Consider the following 18538-nt stretch of genomic DNA (forward strand, 5'->3'; position numbering starts at 1 on the left):
TTCTGCCGCACGTTCCGGCAATGCCGCCGGGAGCGTGCTTGGATGAAGGTGTGACGCGAGTATTAGCGGTCGCCAATCAAAAGGGTGGGGTAGCCAAGACGACGACGGTGGCGTCGCTGGGTGCGGCGATGTCTGAGCAGGGCCGGCGGGTTTTGCTCGTCGATCTGGATCCGCAAGGCTGTCTGACGTTTTCATTGGGCCACGACCCGGACAAACTGCCGGTGTCGGTACACGAGGTATTGCTCGGCGACGTCGAGCCGGGGGCGGCCCTGGTCGAGACGGCCGAGGGGATGACGCTGCTGCCGGCCAACATCGATCTCGCCGGATCCGAAGCCATGCTGCTGATGCGGGCCGGGCGGGAGTATGCGCTCAAGCGGGCCTTGTCCAAGGTTTCGGACGATTTCGACGTGGTGATCCTCGACTGCCCGCCGTCCCTGGGCGTGTTGACGCTCAACGGTCTGACGGCCGCGAACGACGTGATCGTGCCGTTGCAGTGCGAGACCCTGGCGCACCGCGGTGTGGGGCAGTTTCTGCGCACGATCGCCGACGTGCAGCAGATCACCAATCCCGAGCTGGCCCTGTTGGGCGCGCTGCCGACACTCTACGATTCGCGCACCACCCACAGCCGTGACGTGCTGCTGGATGTTGCGGACCGGTACGAACTGCCTGTGTTGGCTCCGCCGATTCCCCGCACCGTGCGGTTCGCCGAGGCCAGCGCATCGGGGTCCTCGGTGCTGGCCGGCCGGAAGAGCAAAGGTGGGCTGGCCTACCGCGAGCTGGCCCAGGCCCTGCTCAAGCACTGGAAGTCTGGCAAGAAGCTGCCGACGTTCACACCCGAGGTGGTGTAGGCGCGCCCTTCTCCGGTGGCAGGGGGTCGCCGGAGCGACGAGAGGACGATCTGGATGGCTTCGGTGTTACGGTCGGCAACCGCCACCGATCAGGGTCCGGTGCGGCAGAGCAACCAGGATTCTCTGCTCGCCGACGGCATTCTGTACGCGGTGGCCGACGGTTTCGGGCCCGACGGCGATCACGCCAGCCGGATCGCGGTGGAGGTGCTGGCCGCCGGTTTCGCCGCCGCCCCCGATCGCGACGGGCTGATCGGCGCGGTCCAGGAGGCCAACGACCAGGTCTTCGCGCATGTCAGCGCGTCGGGCACCAGTTCGGGCGCCACGCTGACGGTGGTGGCCGTCTTCGGCGACGACCACGGCGGACCTCTGGCCATCAACATCGGAGATTCGCCGCTGAACCGGATTCGCGATGGTGCCATGAGTCAGTTGACCAACGACCACAGCGTTTCCGGTGAGCTGGTGCGTGCCGGTGAGATCACCCGCGAGGAGGCCCGCTTCCACCCGCACCGCCATCTGCTGACGCGGGCACTCGGTATCGGCCCCGTCATCCGGCCCGATCTGTTCGATCTGGACTGCCGTCCCGGAGACCGGCTGTTGATCAGCAGTGACGGATTGTTCGCCGGAGCGGAGGATGCCGACATCGTGAGCGCTGCCGCAGCTGACGAACCTGAGGTCGCGGCACAGCGGCTGGTCCAGGTCGCCAACGACGCAGGCGGCAGTGACAACACCACGGTGATCGTGCTCGATATCGGCTGAGCCCTGCCCGGGTCAGGTCGCGCCGAGGGCCACCAGTTGCGTGCCGCGTTGTTCGAGCACGGTGTCCCCGGCCACCGCCGGCACCACCGGTGACACGCTGGGTTTGCGTGGCAGGGCGATATGGCGCCGGCCGGCGCCGGTCTCCTGATCGAAGGCGTCGTAACCGTCGCTGACCGGAACCAGCAGCTGGCCGGCCATCACCGTGGCTGGTCCCACGGGAAGATGCGGTCCCGATGGGCTGACGGTGAACTTGTACTGAAGGCCCGAGCTGCCGGTGGTGCTGAAGACCAGCACCGAGTCGCCGGTCCACCAGGTGATCAGGTCCCCGGCGCGGGTAGCGGTCGACTGCGGCGCCGCCGGCTTGGCCAGCGGCAGGCTGGCGAGCGTCTTTCCGGTCTCGTCGATGACGTTGACCATCGGCCTCGGCGTGGGCAGGTACACCGCGGTCGTGGTGCCTGACACCGCGATCACCTTGGCCCCGGATTCGTCCGTGATGTCCTGTAGTTCGACGTAGCGCACGTCGGGAGTGTCTTCTTCGTCGGCCGGACGCAGCAGGGTCAACCGGACGAACTTGCTCTTCGGGCACGATTCCAGCACCGACACCGCTGAGGAACTCGCCGCCGCCGACAGCTGGCGGCATACCGGTGAGGCCGGCACGTCGGGTTTGATGCGGGCGTCCAGCGCACCGTAGGACAGCATCCGCACCATGTCCGAGCGCCACAGCTCGAGACGACTGTCCCCGGCGGAGAGCACCGTGGAGCCGTCGGACGACAGCTGCACCTCGGGGTCGGCATAGGCGGTGCGGGCGGGCCCACGCGTGCCGGTCTTGCCGTCGATCGTGCTGACCTGTCCGCAGCCGCGAACATCGGGATACACCGCGACCGCGTACTGATACACCGACGTCACACCGCACAGTGCGAGGTCGCGGGCATAGCTCCACAGAACTGCGCCGCTGACGGGATCGCGGCCTTCGACGGTGGAGCCGTCGGCGGTCACCACCGAGCCGCCGGCGAGCACGGGCTGAGTGGTCCGCGGGCTGCCGGCCGTCCACAGTTGCTGCAGGCCGGGCGGAATCTCGTGGGCCGGTGTCAGGTAAGGAACTGGTGCTGCAGAGGGTCTGCTGATGGTTGCCCGTGCGTCACTGGTCCACCAGATCAGGCCGGCCGCCAGCGCGACGATCGCGACGATTGCCGCCGCGGCGGCCATGTCGCCGCGGGTGCGGCGTTCGGGTTTGACCACTGACCGGTCTTGCCTGGCGTGAGCCGGTCAGCCGGCCGTGGCGGTCTCGGTCTTGCGGGGACGGCGCCGACGTCGACGACGTCCGGCCGACGACGCGTCGTCCGCGGTGTCTGCCGACTCGGTCACCGATGCGGAATCGGTGCTCTCCGATGCCGCAGCAGCGGCGCCCTCGGGATGCCCGGTGCCTGCCTCACCGCCGCGGGTACGGCGACGGTTGCGGGTCCTGGTCTTGGCCGGCCGATCCTCGGAGTCCGCCGAGGAGATGCGCTTCTCGTCGGCGCTGCGCTTGGGTTTGGCTTTGACCGGTTCGCCGATCCGGCCGGTGGCGTCGCTCGGGATGCCCAGTTCCTCATAGATATGCGGTGAGCTGGAATAGGTTTCGGCGGGATCGGGGCAACCCAGGTTGAGCGCCCTGTCGATCGTCTCCCAGCGGGTCAGTTCGTCCCAGTCGACCAGGGTGATCGCGACACCGGTCTTGCCGGCGCGGCCGGTGCGGCCGATGCGGTGCACGTAAGCCTGCTCGTCCTCGGGGCACTGGTAGTTGATGACGTGCGTGACGTCGTCGATATCGATACCCCGTGCCGCGACATCCGTCGCGACCAGAACGTCGACGGCTCCGGTGCGGAACGACTTGAGGGCCTTCTCGCGGGCGCCCTGGCCGAGGTCGCCGTGCACGGCGTCGACCTTGAATCCGCGCTCGGCGAGTTCGTCGGACACCTTCTGCGCGGTGCGCTTGGTGCGGGTGAAGATCATCGTGGCGCCGCGGCTGTCGGCCTGCAGGATCCGGCTGACCAGCTCCGACTTGTCCAGGGCATGCGCCCGGTAGGCGAACTGCTCGGTGGTGTCGTGCGTGGCCGCCGAGTGCGGGGCCTCGGCCCGGATGTGGGTCGGCTGGTTCATGAACGTGCGGGCCAGCGTGATGATCGGGTCCGGCATGGTGGCCGAGAACAGCATCGACTGGCGGTCGTCGGGGGTCAACCGCAGGATGCGCTCGATGTCGGGCAGGAAGCCCAGATCAAGCATCTCGTCGGCCTCGTCGAGCACCAGCACGGACAGACCGCCCAGCTGCAGGTGTCCCTGCTGTGCCAGGTCGAGCAGTCGACCCGGGGTGCCGACGACGACGTCGACACCCTTGCGCAGCGCTTCGATCTGGGGCTCGTAGGGACGGCCGCCGTAGATCGAGGTCACCGAGAATTTCCGGTCTCCGGTGGTCAGGTATTTGGCCGCTCCGGCGAGGTCGCCGTAGACCTGAATGCAGAGCTCACGGGTGGGCACCACGATCAGCGCCCGGGGGGTGCCGTTGAGCGGGCGGGTCTCATCGGTGGAGATGCGATGCAGCAGCGGGATCCCGAAGGCGTAGGTCTTGCCCATGCCGGTGCGGGCCTGACCGATCAGATCGTCGCCGGCCAGTGCCAGCGGGAGGGTCAGTTCTTGGATGGCAAAGGGGTGTTCGATGCCTTCTTCGGACAGTGCACGGACGATTTCGTCGCGGACGCCGAGTTCGGCAAACGTTCTATTCAGATGAGTCATGGTGGGTGGAGGTGGCCTTTCACTGTCAAACCTCAGGGGCATCCAGCGCACACGAGTTTGACGATGAAGCAGTCGGGTTCGCCCGGATACGGTCGTATCCGTCGGCGCTGCCGATCCGCTGGGCCCAGCTCCACAGGGCGGGCCAACTGCGTGCACGCACATTTCCTGGTAGCGGTTCGGGCGCTGAAAGAGTCGGCTCGAAGCCGTTACCAAGTGTCATTGTAGCTGGTCGCGGGATATGGGCCGATTTGCCAGCAGATCACGGTGCCCCGGCGGCGTCTAGAGTTGGTCTCATGAATTCGCCTCAGCCTGCCGCGGAACAGACCATCGAACGGGTCGATGCGGGCGTGACGGCGGATCATCCCGGGGTCAACGAACTGTTCGCAGTGCTGGCCTACGGCGAGGTCGCTGCGTTCTACCGGCTTACCGAAGAGGCACGCATGGCGCCGAATCTGCGCGGCCGGATCAACTTGGCGAGTATGGCCGCCGCTGAGATGGGCCATTACGAGTTGTTGCGGGATGCGTTGGAACACAGGGGAGTCGACGTCGTTCCAGCGATGACGAAGTACGCCTCGGCGTTGGAGAACTATCACCGGATGACCACTCCGAGCACGTGGCTGGAGGCGTTGGTCAAGACCTACATCGGCGATGCGCTGGCCGCGGACTTCTACCTGGAGATCGCCGATGCGTTGCCCGAGGAGGTGGCCGGCGTGGTGCGCTCGGTGCTGGCCGAAACCGGGCACTCGCAGTTCGTGGTTGCCGAGGTGCGCGCGGCCGTGACGGCCAGCGACCGTCAGCGCCACCGGCTGGCGCTGTGGGCGCGTCGTCTGCTCGGCGAGGCCGTCACCCAGGCCCAGTTCGTCCTTGCCGATCACGACGAACTCGTCGACCTCGTCATGTCCAGCGGCGAGGGTCTGACGCAGTTGGCCGAGTTCTTCGGCCGGCTGCAGAACACCCACCAGTCCCGGATGCAGGAACTGGGCCTGGCGTAATACCCGCCAGACCCAGTCCGTCACTGCTTGGTTGGTTCGCCGCTACTGCGTGCAGGTGGTGATCATGGTGTTGTTGGCCTGCGCGACGATCACGGCGCCTGATGCGTCGGTGATCGAGCAGTTGAGCTGGCCGGCGACGCTGGTCGCGGTCACCGACTTGAGCTGGACACCGGGGTTGAGCACCACAGTCTTGGCCCACGGCAGCGCAACGTTGATGTCGGTCTGCAGTGCGCCCTGCGCGTCGGTGTAGACGATGGTCACCAGGTCGATGAGCTGCCGGTTGCCGGTCACCCGGTAGGTGATGGTGCTCGGGCTCACGGTGGCTGCGGGTGGAGCCGCCTCAGCCGGCGGGGCGGCGGGCGCGGGCGCCGCGGTGGCACTGGGCGACGGCGTCACCGTGGTCACGGTTTCGGGGGACAGCGGTGCGGTCGGTGCTGCGCGCGGCGGGACGGGCTTGGAGGTGGCGTCCTGGGCCGGTTGGGTGGTCTGTGTCGGCTGGGCCGATGGCGAGGTGAGGGTGGCCGACACCGAACCGCTGTCCCCGCCGCCGAGGATCACCACGGTGCAGATCACCGCGACCAACAGGATCGCGCCGGCCACGGCCGCCACCCAGATCCAGCGCCGGTCGATGGGGTCCTCGTAGAACGTGACCTCGTCGTCGTATTCCGCGTCGTAGTCGTCGTAATCGGCCGAGTAGTCCGTCCCCGCGTCGGGGGCGTAGCCGTCGGGGGTATGGCCGGCGTACCCGCCCGGCTCATACGAGTTATCCCCGAAGCGCTCGGTCGGGGTGGTGTCATACGGCGAATAATGCCTGGTCATGCGGCTGTCCCAGTCGTCTCGTCCAATGTCGAAACTGATGCTATCGAGGCGGAAGTGACAGATGAGGTTGAGCTCGGTGCGTGTCGGTCACGGTCCGGACTCGGTTCGGTATCTGTGTTTCGCGCACGGCGTACTCCGGTCCAGCCCCGCTCGCGGCGGGCGGGCTCGCCCGTCCACTAGCCTGCTCAGGGAAGTCGACAAACGTTGTGAGAAAGAAAGAAGGGTCCAGCGTGGAGGTCAAGATCGGTGTCACGGACAGCCCTCGCGAGCTGACCTTCAACAGCGCGCAGACGCCCACCGAGGTGGAGCAGCAGGTCGTCGATGCACTCGCCACGGATTCGGGCGTGCTGGCGTTGACCGATGAGAAGGGCCGACGATTCCTGGTGCAGAACAGCCGGATCGCCTATGTCGAGATCGGCGCCGCCGACGTGCGTCGGGTCGGTTTCGGCGTGGGAGCGGAATCCGCCTGAGATCAGGAACGGGTGAGTGGCACGTGTGACAGTCCGCCCCAGGCGAACTGCACCGTGCCATCCACGGCGGTGTTCCGGTCGATGGGCCGGTCATTGGTCAGCCAGTACCGCGCCGAGTCGACGCTGACGGCCACCAACCCGACCGCGATCATCCTGGCGCGGTGCGCCTCCAGCCCGGAATCGCGACTGATCAGATCAAACACCGCATCGGTGCAGGCCTCGGTCGCCACCTTCACCTGAGCCGCCACCTGCGGCTCGCTGACGTAGTCATTCTCGAAGATCAGCCGGTACCCCTGGCTGTCGTGCTCGATGAAATCGAAGAATGCCTCGACCGCGGCGCGCAGCCGTTGCCGGTTGTCGGTCGTGGTGCGCAGGGCCTGACGCACGCCGGACACCAGGTTGTCGACGTGGCGTTGCAGTACTGCCAGATACAGCTCGAGCTTCGACGAGAAATGCTGGTACAGAACAGGTTTGCTCACACCTGCGCGGTCCGCGATCTCATCCATCCCCGCCGCGTGGTACCCGCGTTCGACGAAAACCTCGCTGGCGGCGGCCAACAGCTGTCCGCGCCGCTCATCACGAGGCAGGCGGTTGCCGCGTCGACCACCGGTCGGCGGCTTGTCGCCTCTCCTCTCGGCGGTGTTGGCGAGATCGCTCATCAGGTCCTCAATCTGTATTGCTCTGGCGCACTTGGACATGTTCATCCGAGCCGCTGATCGCACCGACACTACTACCGTGAGGCGCCGCTGCCGTCGCGCGGTCGATGCGAAACGGGCATGGATTTCGAAATGACACCGGCGAGGTCACGGCATAGCTGCGCTCGGAACCGCTCCACAGGACTCTGTGCCATTCTGGTCCGGTGACCTACGACCCGGGACGTCGCGGGGGTGGCCGTGTCCCGGCGCTGCGCAACGAGTGGCGGGAGCCGCTCCGCGCTCAGCGAGATCCGATTGCCTCCGATTCAGGCCGAGCCAGATCCAATCGCGACGACCATCAGCAGTGGCGTAAGCAGACGTGGATCGGCCGCTTCGTGTCCACTTACGGCTGGCGCGCGTATGCGTTGCCGGTGCTCATCGTGCTGACCGTGGTGGTGATGTACCAGACCGTCACTGGCACGAGCGTCTCGCAGTCCGCCCAGGAGGAGGAGGGCCCGGTGCAGGGCCCGCCCACCATCGATGTGGCCAGCACCGCGATCATCGGCGCGCCGCCCAAAGGCCTGACCCGGTTCGACGCGAACCTGCCGACCGGGATCCTGCCGGCAGGCGGCCAGTTCACCGAGGCCGGGACCCGGACCTGGCGGATCGTGCCGGGGGCCGCTCCCAAGATCGGTGAGGGCACCACGAAGTCGTTCACCTACACCGTCGAGGTCGAGGACGGTGTGGACACCACTTCGTTCGGGGGTGACGAAGGTTTCGGCCGGATGGTCAGCGAGACCCTGGCCAATCCGAAGAGTTGGACGCACAACGGGTTGTTCGCCTTCACCCGGGTGGATGAGACCAGCGGTGTCGAACCCGATTTCCGGGTTTCGCTGACGTCCCCGATGACGGTCCGGGAGGGCTGTGGTTACGACATCGAGCTGGAATCGTCGTGCTACAACCCGTCGTACGAAGGGCATCAGCCCCGGGTCTTCGTCAACGAGGCCCGCTGGGTGCGCGGTGCGGTGCCGTTCCAGGGGGACATCGGCTCCTACCGCCAGTACCTGATCAACCATGAGGTTGGTCACGCCATCGGCTACCAGCGGCACGAGGCCTGTGAAGCCAACGGAAAACTGGCGCCGATCATGATGCAGCAGACGTTCTCCACCGCGAACGACGACGCCGCCAAGTTCGACCCCGGAACGGTCAAGGCTGACGGTCTGACCTGCAAATTCAACCCCTGGCCGTACCCGATCGCCTGACCGCCGCCACCGTTGCGGAGTTCGCCGGGTCGCGCGGGCATCGAGATCCGTAGCGGATGCGTGGTGCGCATGATCGCGGTGGCCGGAGCACGGGAAGCATCGGCACCGGATTACCGTTGTGGGTACGAGCAGCTGGGACGATGAACTGCCCAGGAAAACTGAGGAGACATACGGTGTCCGCGAATTTGGACGTGTCGTTACCGCCGTTGGTCGAGCCGGCCGCCGAGCTGACGCGTGAAGAGGTGACGCGCTACAGCCGGCACCTGATCATTCCGGACGTCGGCGTGATCGGGCAGAAGCGGCTGAAGAACGCCAAGGTGCTGGTGATCGGGGCCGGTGGGCTCGGCTCACCGACGCTGCTGTACCTGGCCGCGGCCGGGGTGGGCACCATCGGCATCGTCGAGTTCGACGTGGTCGACGAGTCCAACCTGCAGCGGCAGATCATCCATGGCCAGTCCGACATCGGGAAGTCCAAGGCGCAGAGCGCCAAGGAGTCGATCGTCGAGATCAACCCGCTGGTGACGGTGAATCTGCATGAGTTCCGGTTGGAGCCCGACAATGCAGTGGAGCTGTTCAGCCAGTACGACCTGATTCTGGACGGCACCGACAACTTCGCCACCCGGTACCTGGTCAACGATGCCGCGGTGCTGGCCGGCAAGCCATACGTGTGGGGTTCGATCTACCGGTTCGAAGGCCAGGTGTCGGTGTTCTGGGAGGACGCCCCCGACGGCTTGGGGCTGAACTACCGCGACCTCTATCCCGAGCCGCCGCCACCGGGCATGGTGCCCTCGTGCGCCGAAGGCGGGGTGCTGGGCATCCTGTGTGCGTCGATCGCGTCGGTGATGGGTACCGAGGCAATCAAGCTCATCACCGGCATCGGTGAGGCCCTGCTCGGCCGGTTGATGGTCTACGACGCACTGGACATGACTTACCGCACCATCCGAATCCGCAAGGACCCGGCGACTCCCAAGATCACCGAGTTGATCGATTACGAGGCGTTCTGCGGCGTGGTGTCGGATGCTGCCGCCGAGGCCGCTGCCGGCTCGACGGTCACCCCGCTGGAGCTCAAGGAGCTCATCGACTCTGGGAAACCGTTGGCGCTGATCGATGTCCGCGAGCCCGTCGAGTGGGATATCAATCACATCGAGGGCGCCGAGCTCATCCCGAAGCCGACGTTCGAATCGGGCGACGCATTGGCCAAGCTCCCGGTGGACCGCACACCGGTGCTGTACTGCAAGACCGGAATACGTTCCGCTGAGGTGCTCGCCATCGTCAAGAAGGCCGGTTTTTCCGACGCGATGCATCTGCAGGGCGGAATTGTGGCCTGGGCCAAGCAACTCGAGCCCGACATGGTGATGTACTGACGGCTGGTTTGCCGGTCAACACCTTAGGCTGAGGTTGTGAGTGTGGAACGGCCGCCGGAACATGTGCTGGCGGCGTTCGGCCTGTCCGGGGTGCGCCCGGTACCGCTCGGCTCAGGCTGGGAGGGTGGCTGGCGCTGCGGCGAAGTGGTGATGTCGATGGTGCCCGAGCACGCCCGTGCGGCGTGGTCGGCCAAGGTTCGGGAATCGTTGTTCATCGACGGGGTGCGGCTGGCCCGCCCGGTCCGCTCGACGGACGGCCGCTATGTGGTCGCCGGGTGGCGTGCCGACACCTTCGTCGCCGGCACGCCCGAGCCCCGTCACGACGAGGTGGTGTCGGCCGCGGTGCGATTGCACGAGGGCACCGCGAAATTGGAGCGGCCACGCTTCCTCACCCAGCCGCCAGTCGCGCCATGGGCCGACGTCGACGTGTTCATTGCCGCGGACCGTGCGGCCTGGGAGGACCGGCCGCTGCATTCGTTACCGCCCGGCGCCAGGGTCTCGCCCGGATCGTCGGATGGCCAGCGCTCGGTCGAGCTGATCAACCAGTTGGCCGGCCTGCGGAGGCCGACCAAGAGCGCCAGTCAACTGGTCCACGGTGACCTTTACGGCACAGTGCTTTTCGCCGGAACGGCCGCGCCGGGAATCACCGACATCACCCCTTATTGGCGGCCCGCCCCGTGGGCCGCGGGCGTGGTGGTGATCGATGCGCTGTCCTGGGGCGACGCCGACGACGGATTGGTCGAGCGGTGGCAGTCGCTGCCCGAATGGCCGCAGATGTTGTTGCGGGCGTTGATGTTCCGCCTGGCCGTACACGCGCTGCACCCGCGATCCACCGCCGCGGCCTTCCCTGGCCTGGCGCGCACCGCCTCGCTGATCCGGCTGATCCTGTAGCTCTCCCTTGCCCCGCGAGCAGACACAAACCTGCCTATTTTCGCGCCGAAATGGGCTGTTTGTGTCTGCTCGCCCTAAAACTGGTGGCGGTACTCGGCCAGGCGTACCCGCCCGTCGACCGCCAGCACCCCCTCGGCACGCAGCCGTTCCAACTGCCGGGTGGCCAAGTGCGGGGCCGGGCGTCCCGATGCCGGGATCACCCGGTGCCAGGGCAGGTCCGAGGAATCGGTCCGCATGATCCAACCGACGATCCGTGGACTGGAAAGCTCTGCGGCATCGGCAATGTCGCCGTAGGTGCAGACATGGCCCGGCGGGACCGCCGCGACCAGCGCCCGCACGGTTTCCACCTGGTCCTCGGTGACCCGGTTCGATCCGCCGGCCATCGTCAGCCCAGCTGTTCCAGGATCAGCTTCGCGGTGTCGGCGGGTTTGGCCTGGGCCACCATGTGATCGCAGTCCCAATCCAGCAGAGTGAAATCCGGGCCGAGTTGCCCACTCAGCGCGCCGATGAGACCGTCCCGCGCATACGGTGGGCTGGTGCGGGTGGCGCGGACCAGAACCGTGGGAGTGCCCTTGCGCGGCAGCGCAACCGGGCGGGCCAGCTCGCTCCAATACGACATCATGGCCGGGATGCTGATCCGCCACCCGTAGCGTCCGCGGGGTAGTTCGACGAGGTGTTCGTCGAGGTCACGGTCCAACTCATCCGGTGCGACCTCACCCCATGAACCGTTTGCCTTCTCAGCCCGTGCCTCGGCGCGGTCAGGATAGTCGGGCGAGGCCATCATGCTGTCGGCGATCTCGCGCATCCATTCGCCGTCGAGTTCCACCGCGGGGTCCAACAGCACCAGCCCGCTGACCAGATCCGGATGTGCGGCAGCCAGATTGAGCGCCACCGCACCGCCGAACGAATGCCCGGCCACCAGGGTCGGACCGTCCAGCAGCGCGGCCAAGGCCTCGACATTGGCATCGAGTGTCCACGGGGCAGCCCACGATGAGCGGCCGTGCCCGAGCAGATCGGGGGCGAGCACAGGCACGTCGGGTAGGTGATGCTCGGCCAGTGTTTTCCAGCGTTCACCATGTCCGGTCAACCCGTGGATGAGCAACAGCCTGGCCGGCTGCGCGGGACCGTAGCGGTAGGCGTTCAACTTCGCGGCTGACATCCGTTCATGCTGCCAGGAGTCGCAACCGCTACTTGTCTGGCCCCTCGCTCCAATCCGCTCCGCTACTTGTCGTACCCCTCTGGTGTCATTCCCTCCATGACCACACACCACGTCGAACCGGCACTGGCGGGCACCGAGCTGCTGGTACCGGGCCGCGGCGGGGTGGTGCGGGTGCTGGGTGGCCCGGGCACAGGCAAGAGCTCGCTGTTGATCAGCACCGCGGTCGACCACATCGAGGCGGGCACCGATCCCGAGTCGGTGCTGTTGCTGACCGGTTCGGCCAGGTTGCGGGGCGAGGCCAGGGCCGCCATCACCGCGCGGCTGCTCGGGGCGGGGACCCACGGCGTGGTGCGGGAGCCGATGGTGCGCACCGTGCATTCCTATGCGTTCGCACTCCTGCGGCTGGCGGCTCAGCGCAACGGTGATCCGCCGCCGCGGCTGATCACCACCGCCGAACAGGACGGCATCATCCGCGAGCTGTTGGCCGGTGATCTGGAGGATGGTGCCGATTCCCCGGTCGGTTGGCCGGAGCAGCTGTGGCCGGCGCTGAGCACCGCTGGTTTCGCCACCGAGCTGCGTGATCTGATGGCTCGCTGCACCGAGCGCGGTGTGGATCCGCGTGCCCTGCAGCGGCTGGGCCGGTCGGCGGGACGCCCGGAATGGTTGGCGGCGGGCCGGTTTGCCCAGGCCTACGAGCAGATCATGCTGTTGCGGTCCGCGGTCGGTATGGCCGCCCCGCAGGCCACCGTCCCCGCGCTGGGGGCGGCCGAACTCGTCGGTGCGGCGCTGGAGGCGCTCGCGACCGACGCCGATCTGCTGGCCGCCGAGCGGGGGCGGATCAGCCTGCTGCTGGTCGACGACGCCCAGCACCTCGACCCGCAGGCCGCGTTGTTGGTGCGGGTGTTGGCGGCCGGGGCGGGGCTGACCGTCATTGCCGGCGACCCCGACCAGACGGTGTTCTCCTACCGCGGCGCCGATCCGGTGTTGTTGCGCGATCACGGCGGGGACGACGCCCCGGCGATCACCCTCACCCAGTCGCACCGCTGTGCCCCCGCGGTCGCTTCGGCGATCTCGGGCATCGCGCGCCGACTGCCCGGCGTGGGGGCCGGCCGCGTGCTGGAGGGCAACCCGGAGCGCGGACAGGGTGAGGTGACCATGCGGTTGGCGGCCACGCCGCATGCCGAGAACGCCTGCATCGCTGACGCTTTGCGTCGTGCTCATCTGGTCGACGGGGTGCCCTGGTCCGAGATGGCGGTGGTGGTTCGCTCGATTCCGCGGGTGGGCGCGGCGCTGGCGCGGGCATTGAGCGGGGCCGGGGTGCCGGTGCAGGCTGCGGGCACTGGCCTGGGGCTGGCGCAGCAGCCTGCGGTCGCAGCCTTGCTGACGGTGTTGGAGGTGACGGCACACCACCTGGACGGTGACAGCGCCGTCAGTCTGCTCACCGGTCCGATCGGACGCGTTGACCCAGTGACCCTGCGGCAGTTGCGGCGGGCGCTGCGACGTGCCGATGGTTCCACGCCACCAAGGGATTTCACCGATCTTCTCGTCTCCGCCATCGATGCGGAGCCGGCCGGACTGTCGGCCGAACACGTCAAGCCGCTGCGCCGGGTGCGGTCGGTCCTGGCCGCCGCCCGCCGCAGCGAGCGGGACGGCGCCGATCCGCGCTATACCCTGTGGCAGGCCTGGAATGCCTGCCGGTTGCAGCCGCGCTGGCTGGCCGCCAGTGAGCGGGGCGGCACCATCGGGGCGCAGGCCGACCGTGACCTGGACGCGATGACTGCGCTGTTCGATGTGGCCGATCAGTATGTGAGCCGCACCGCGGGAGCGTCCTTGCGCGGGCTGGTCGACCACGTGGCGACATTGGGGTCGTCGATGTCGGCCTCGGATTCCAACCCCAAGCCCGACGCGGTCTCGGTGCTCAGCGCGCACGCCGCACTGGGCCGGGAGTGGGACTTCGTGGTGATTTCTGGCGTACAGGAAGGGTTGTGGCCCAACACCATTCCCCGGGGAGGCATCCTGGGTACGCAGAATCTGGTGGATGTTCTCGACGGGGTGGCCGCCCCGGATGACCGCGTGGTGTCGACCCGGGCGCCCCTGCTCGCCGAGGAACGGCGGCTGTTGATGGCCGCTATGGGCCGAGCCCGGATCCGGCTGCTGGTGACCGCGGTCGACAGCGACGGTGGGGACGAATCGCTGCTGCCGTCACCGTTCTGCGTCGAACTGGCCGAGGTGGCAACGGAATCCGTGTTGCTTCCGCCATTGACCGCACCGCGGGTGCTGCTGCCCTCGGCGGTGGTCGGTCGGCTGCGGGCCGTCGTGTGCGCGCCGGAGGGCGCCGTCGATGACGAGTCCCGGTCCTGTGCGGCAACCCAATTGGCCAGGCTGGCCGCGGCGGGGGTGCCAGGGGCTGATCCTTCGCAATGGCACACCATGACGGCGTTGTCCACCGAGGAGCCGCTGTGGTCGGAGACCGACGGCGTGCTGCCTGAGGTTGTCTTGTCTCCGTCGACACTGCAGATGCTCACCGACTGCCCGCTGCGTTGGCTGCTGGAGCGCCACGGCGGCAGTGACGGACGCGACGTGCGTTCGACGGTCGGGTCGTTGCTGCACGCGCTGGTCGCCGATTCCGGCAAGACCGAGAGCCAGCTGATCAACGACCTGCAAAAGGTCTGGGAAGACTTGCCTTTCGAGGCGAAGTGGTATTCGGACAACGAGTTGTCGCGCCACCGCGAGATGCTCGAAACCTTCACCCGGTGGCGTGCGGACACCCGGGGCCAGTTGACCGAGGTCGCCGTGGAGATCGATGTCGAGGGCGTGCTCGTCGAGCCCGGGCCCGACGGGCCGGGTGTCCGGGTGCGGGGCCGGTTGGATCGTCTCGAGCGGGACCAGGAGGATCGGCTCGTCGTGGTCGACCTCAAGACCGGCAAGAGTCCGGTCACCAAGGACGATGCACAGAAGCACGCCCAGCTGGCCACGTATCAGCTTGCGGTGGCCGCGGGATTACTGCCGCACGGGGATCAGCCGGGCGGGGGCCGGTTGGTATACCTGGGCAAGGCGGGGGCGGCGGGCGCCACCGAACGCGAACAGGATCCGATGACACCAGACACCCGGGCCGACTGGCTGGGCACGGTCAGCAGCGCGGCGGCGGCCACCGCCGGGCCGCAGTTCGTGGCCCGCGTCAACGACGGCTGCGCGAACTGCCCGGTGCGTTCGTCGTGCCCGGCCCAGGCTGCCGGGGACCGGTCATGACGGACACTGCGCAGGCCGGCGTGCGGTACAGCCCGGCCGAGCTGTCCGCCGCATTGGGTCTGTTCCCGCCGACCGAGGAGCAGGCCGCGGTGATCGCCGCGCCGCCGGGGCCGTTGGTGGTCATTGCGGGGGCAGGCGCCGGTAAGACCGAGACCATGGCGGCCCGGGTGGTCTGGTTGGTCGCCAACGGTTATGCCACGCCCTCACAGGTGCTGGGCCTGACCTTCACCCGCAAAGCCGCGGGTCAGTTGTTGCGCCGGGTGCGGACCCGGCTGGCCCGGCTCGCCGGTACCGGCCTCGCGCCGGTGGCCTTCGGCGCCGACGAGATCGCCACGGTCAGTACCTACCACGCGTTCGCCGGCACCCTGCTCCGCGAGCACGGCCTCCTGCTCCCGGTCGAACCGGACACCCGGCTGCTCAGTGAGACGGAGCTGTGGCAGTTGGCCTTCGACGTGGTGTGTGCGCACCCGGGAGAGCTGGCCATCGACAAGACCCCGGCCGCAGTGACCGGCATGGTGTTGCGGCTCGCGGGCGCGCTGGCCGAGCATCTGGTGGACACCGATCAACTGCGCGATACGCATGTGGAGCTGGAGCGGTTGGTGCACTCCCTGCCGGCCGGCCCGTATCAGCGCGACCGCGGGCCCAGCCAGTGGCTGCTCAAGATGCTGGCCACCCAGACCGAACGCACCGAACTTGTGCCGTTGATCGATGCGCTGCACCAGCGGATGCGTACCGACAAGGTGATGGATTTCGGTATGCAGATGTCTGCTGCGGCGCGGCTGGCTTCGAGTTTTCCTCAGGTTGGTGAGCAACTGCGGCAACGTTTCCGGGTGGTGCTGCTCGACGAGTACCAGGACACCGGGCACGCACAGCGGGTGGCGCTGTCCTCGCTGTTCGGCGGCGGCGTCGACGAGGGCTTGGCGCTGACTGCGGTGGGTGATCCGATCCAGTCGATCTATGGCTGGCGGGGCGCGTCCGCGACGAACCTGCCCCGGTTCACCACGGACTTCCCGGAGGCCGACGGAACTCCCGCCCCGACGCTGGAATTGCGGACCAGTTGGCGCAACCCGCCGGGTGCCCTGCATCTGGCCAATGCGGTGTCGGCCGAGGCACGTCGCCGGTCGGTGACGGTGCATGAACTGCGGCCCCGGCCTGACGCCGAGCCGGGCACCATCCGGTGTGCACTGCTGAATGATGTCGAGACCGAACGTGACTGGGTGGCAGATCATCTGGCACGGATCTACCACGGTGCGGTGGCACCGGGGACGGCCACACCGACCGCAGCGGTACTGGTTCGGCGCAACGCCGACGCCGCACCGATGGCCGAGGCGCTGAGTGCCCGCGGCGTGCCGGTCGAGGTCGTCGGGGTGGCCGGACTGCTGGCCGTACCCGAGGTGGCCGATCTGGTTGCGATGCTGCGGTTGGTGGCCGATCCCGCAGCGGGGTCCGCGGTGATGCGCGTGCTGACCGGGCCGCGGTGGCGGTTCGGCGCCCGGGACATCGCCGCCCTGTGGCGCCGGGCCAGGGAACTCGACGACCGGCCGGTGGGGGAGCCCAGCGCCGCCGAGATTGTGGCCCAGGCCGCCCTGGATGCAGATTCAGCCTGCCTGGCCGACGCACTCTGCGATCCCGGTGCCGCCGAACACTATTCGCCGGCCGGATATGAGCGGATCGAGGCCCTCGGGCGCGAGCTGACCATGTTGCGTGCGCATCTGAGCCACCCGCTGCCCGAGTTGGTGGCCGAGGTGCGGCGCGTCGCAGGACTGGACGCCGAGGCGCGCGCGGCCCGCCCGGTGGCCGCGGGCTGGACCGGGACCGAGAACCTCGATACGTTCTGCGATCTGGTGGCCGATTTCGCCGGACGACGGGGTGGGGCGGTGCTCGCGCTGCTGGCCTACCTCGATGTGGCCACCGAGGTGGAGAGCGGCTTGGCGCCGGCCGAGTTGACGGTGTCGCACGACCGGGTGCAGATCCTGACCGTGCATGCTGCCAAGGGGTTGGAATGGCAGGTGGTCGCGGTTCCACATCTGAGCGGCCGTGTGTTCCCGTCGACGGCCTCGGCACGCACCTGGCTCACCGATTCGTCGGATCTGCCTCCGCTGTTGCGCGGCGATCGTGCGACCGAGTCGGAGCTGGGTATACCGGTGCTGGACACCTCCGACATCAACGACCGGAAGATCTTGTCGGACAAGGTCTCTGATCACAAGCGCAGCCTTGAACAGCGCCGCATCGACGAGGAGCGCCGGCTGCTGTACGTCGCGATCACCCGCTCAGAGGACACTTTGCTGATGTCCGGGCATCACTGGGGCGCTACCGAGAGTAAGCCGCGCGGCCCTTCGGAGTTCCTGTGCGAGATCAAGACCATCATGGAAGATGCTGCCGCGCAGGGTGCTCCGTGCGGCGAGATCGAACTGTGGGCTCCCGATCCATCGGCGGGTGAGGTCAACCCGTTGCGGGACAAAGCTGTCGAAGCGATCTGGCCGGCGGCCCCGGCCAGAGAGACCGACGTCGACCGTGGTGCGGCGCTGGTGGCGCGGGCGCTGGCCGGCGACCGTGGGACCGAAGCCGGCCCCGGTATGACCGGCGAGGACGCCGACGCAGACGGGGAGGGCTGGGCGGCTGACGTCGATGCGCTTCTTGCCGAACGGGACCGTGCACCGCAGGTCGCCCCGCTTGAGCTGCCCGGCCAGGTGTCGGTCAGCACATTGGTGGAGTTGAGCCGTGATCGGGATGCCGCGCTGCAGCGCTTGCACCGCCGGTTGCCGCAACGCCCGGATCCGCATGCCCTGCTGGGCACCGCATTCCACGAGTGGGTGCAGCGGTACTTCCACTCCGAGCGTCTGTTCGACCTCGATGATCTCCCCGGTGCGGTGGACAGTGACAGCGGGCGCGCCAGTGCGGCCGAACTGTCCGAGCTACAGGACGCATTCGTCATGTCGTCGTGGGCCGCACGCACCCCGATCGAGGTGGAGGTGCCGTTCGACATGGTGATCGGAACGACCCGAACCACCATCGTGCGCGGCCGGATCGACGCGGTTTTCGCGCAGGACGACGGGACCACCACTGTGGTCGACTGGAAAACCGGAGAGCCACCGACCACGCCGGAAGCCATGGCGCAGACCGCGGTACAGCTCGCGGTATACCGCCTGGCCTGGGCGGCGCTACGTGGATGCGCGCCAGAATCGGTGCGGGCCGCGTTCCACTACGTGCGCTCGGGGCGGACCGTCAGCCCCGAATCGCTGCCAGGGGAGGACGAACTCGTCGCCCTGCTGATCGACCCCGCCTCGTCGAGCGCCACGCAGGAGCCCTAGCCGTCGCCGGCCG

General features: G+C 67.9%; 15 protein-coding genes. 9 read left to right on the forward strand and 6 right to left on the reverse strand.

Annotated features, from left to right (window positions below):
- Positions 1-20 precede the first annotated feature (20 nt).
- Together HBE63_RS04880 and HBE63_RS04885 are read left to right on the forward strand one after the other, a co-directional pair.
- A complete protein-coding gene (locus tag HBE63_RS04880; protein WP_166903734.1) occupies positions 21-848 on the forward strand; it encodes a ParA family protein in 828 nt (275 codons plus the stop codon).
- 54 nt (positions 849-902) lie between these two features.
- Positions 903-1604, forward strand: coding sequence for a PP2C family serine/threonine-protein phosphatase (locus HBE63_RS04885; RefSeq protein ID WP_166903736.1), 702 nt, complete (start codon positions 903-905; stop codon positions 1602-1604).
- Between the two features lie 12 nt (positions 1605-1616).
- On the opposite strand, the gene HBE63_RS04890 is transcribed toward HBE63_RS04885, so the two are convergent.
- Positions 1617-2843, reverse strand: a complete 1227-nt coding sequence (locus tag HBE63_RS04890) for a hypothetical protein (protein ID WP_166903738.1) — start codon at positions 2841-2843, stop codon at positions 1617-1619.
- A gap of 27 nt (positions 2844-2870) precedes the next feature.
- Positions 2871-4373 carry a DEAD/DEAH box helicase gene (locus HBE63_RS04895; RefSeq protein ID WP_166903740.1) on the reverse strand — a complete coding sequence of 501 codons (1503 nt, stop codon included), beginning with the start codon at positions 4371-4373 and terminating at the stop codon, positions 2871-2873.
- A gap of 293 nt (positions 4374-4666) precedes the next feature.
- Between HBE63_RS04895 and HBE63_RS04900 the strand changes: the two genes are divergently transcribed.
- Positions 4667-5365 carry a ferritin-like fold-containing protein gene (locus tag HBE63_RS04900; RefSeq protein ID WP_166903742.1) on the forward strand — a complete coding sequence of 233 codons (699 nt, stop codon included), beginning with the start codon at positions 4667-4669 and terminating at the stop codon, positions 5363-5365.
- A 42-nt stretch (positions 5366-5407) separates the two neighbouring features.
- On the opposite strand, the gene HBE63_RS04905 is transcribed toward HBE63_RS04900, so the two are convergent.
- Positions 5408-6184 (reverse strand): hypothetical protein, encoded by a 777-nt coding sequence (locus HBE63_RS04905; protein ID WP_166903744.1) that lies wholly within the window; start codon positions 6182-6184, stop codon positions 5408-5410.
- Between the two features lie 230 nt (positions 6185-6414).
- Here HBE63_RS04905 and HBE63_RS04910 point away from each other — a divergent pair, with 230 nt between their 5' ends.
- The gene (locus HBE63_RS04910) at positions 6415-6654 is read left to right on the forward strand and encodes a DUF3107 domain-containing protein (protein ID WP_166903746.1); all 240 of its coding nucleotides are present in this window, start codon (positions 6415-6417) and stop codon (positions 6652-6654) included.
- Between the two features lie 2 nt (positions 6655-6656).
- On the opposite strand, the gene HBE63_RS04915 is transcribed toward HBE63_RS04910, so the two are convergent.
- Positions 6657-7313 carry a TetR/AcrR family transcriptional regulator gene (locus tag HBE63_RS04915; RefSeq protein WP_166903748.1) on the reverse strand — a complete coding sequence of 219 codons (657 nt, stop codon included), beginning with the start codon at positions 7311-7313 and terminating at the stop codon, positions 6657-6659.
- A 200-nt stretch (positions 7314-7513) separates the two neighbouring features.
- Here HBE63_RS04915 and HBE63_RS04920 point away from each other — a divergent pair, with 200 nt between their 5' ends.
- From HBE63_RS04920 to HBE63_RS04930, 3 genes are all read left to right on the forward strand, one after another.
- Positions 7514-8551, forward strand: a complete 1038-nt coding sequence (locus tag HBE63_RS04920; protein WP_166903750.1) for a DUF3152 domain-containing protein — start codon at positions 7514-7516, stop codon at positions 8549-8551.
- Between the two features lie 185 nt (positions 8552-8736).
- A complete protein-coding gene (gene moeZ / locus HBE63_RS04925) occupies positions 8737-9915 on the forward strand; it encodes an adenylyltransferase/sulfurtransferase MoeZ (RefSeq protein ID WP_166909394.1) in 1179 nt (392 codons plus the stop codon).
- Between the two features lie 36 nt (positions 9916-9951).
- Positions 9952-10806, forward strand: a complete 855-nt coding sequence (locus HBE63_RS04930; RefSeq protein ID WP_166903752.1) for a TIGR02569 family protein — start codon at positions 9952-9954, stop codon at positions 10804-10806.
- 74 nt (positions 10807-10880) lie between these two features.
- Here HBE63_RS04930 and HBE63_RS04935 read toward each other — a convergent pair whose 3' ends face one another.
- Positions 10881-11189, reverse strand: a complete 309-nt coding sequence (locus HBE63_RS04935) for an MGMT family protein (RefSeq protein ID WP_166903754.1) — start codon at positions 11187-11189, stop codon at positions 10881-10883.
- A 2-nt stretch (positions 11190-11191) separates the two neighbouring features.
- Complete coding sequence (locus HBE63_RS04940) at positions 11192-11965, reverse strand: alpha/beta hydrolase (RefSeq protein WP_166903756.1); 774 nt, start codon at positions 11963-11965, stop codon at positions 11192-11194.
- Positions 11966-12061: 96 nt separating this feature from the next.
- Between HBE63_RS04940 and HBE63_RS04945 the strand changes: the two genes are divergently transcribed.
- Together HBE63_RS04945 and HBE63_RS04950 are read left to right on the forward strand one after the other, a co-directional pair.
- A complete protein-coding gene (locus HBE63_RS04945; RefSeq protein ID WP_166903758.1) occupies positions 12062-15214 on the forward strand; it encodes an ATP-dependent DNA helicase in 3153 nt (1050 codons plus the stop codon).
- A complete protein-coding gene (locus tag HBE63_RS04950; protein WP_166903759.1) occupies positions 15211-18525 on the forward strand; it encodes an ATP-dependent DNA helicase in 3315 nt (1104 codons plus the stop codon). The genes HBE63_RS04945 and HBE63_RS04950 overlap by 4 nt, the downstream gene beginning before the upstream one ends.
- Positions 18526-18538: the final 13 nt, after the last annotated feature.

Source organism: Mycobacterium sp. DL440 (assembly GCF_011745145.1).
Classification (GTDB): Bacteria; Actinomycetota; Actinomycetes; order Mycobacteriales; family Mycobacteriaceae; genus Mycobacterium.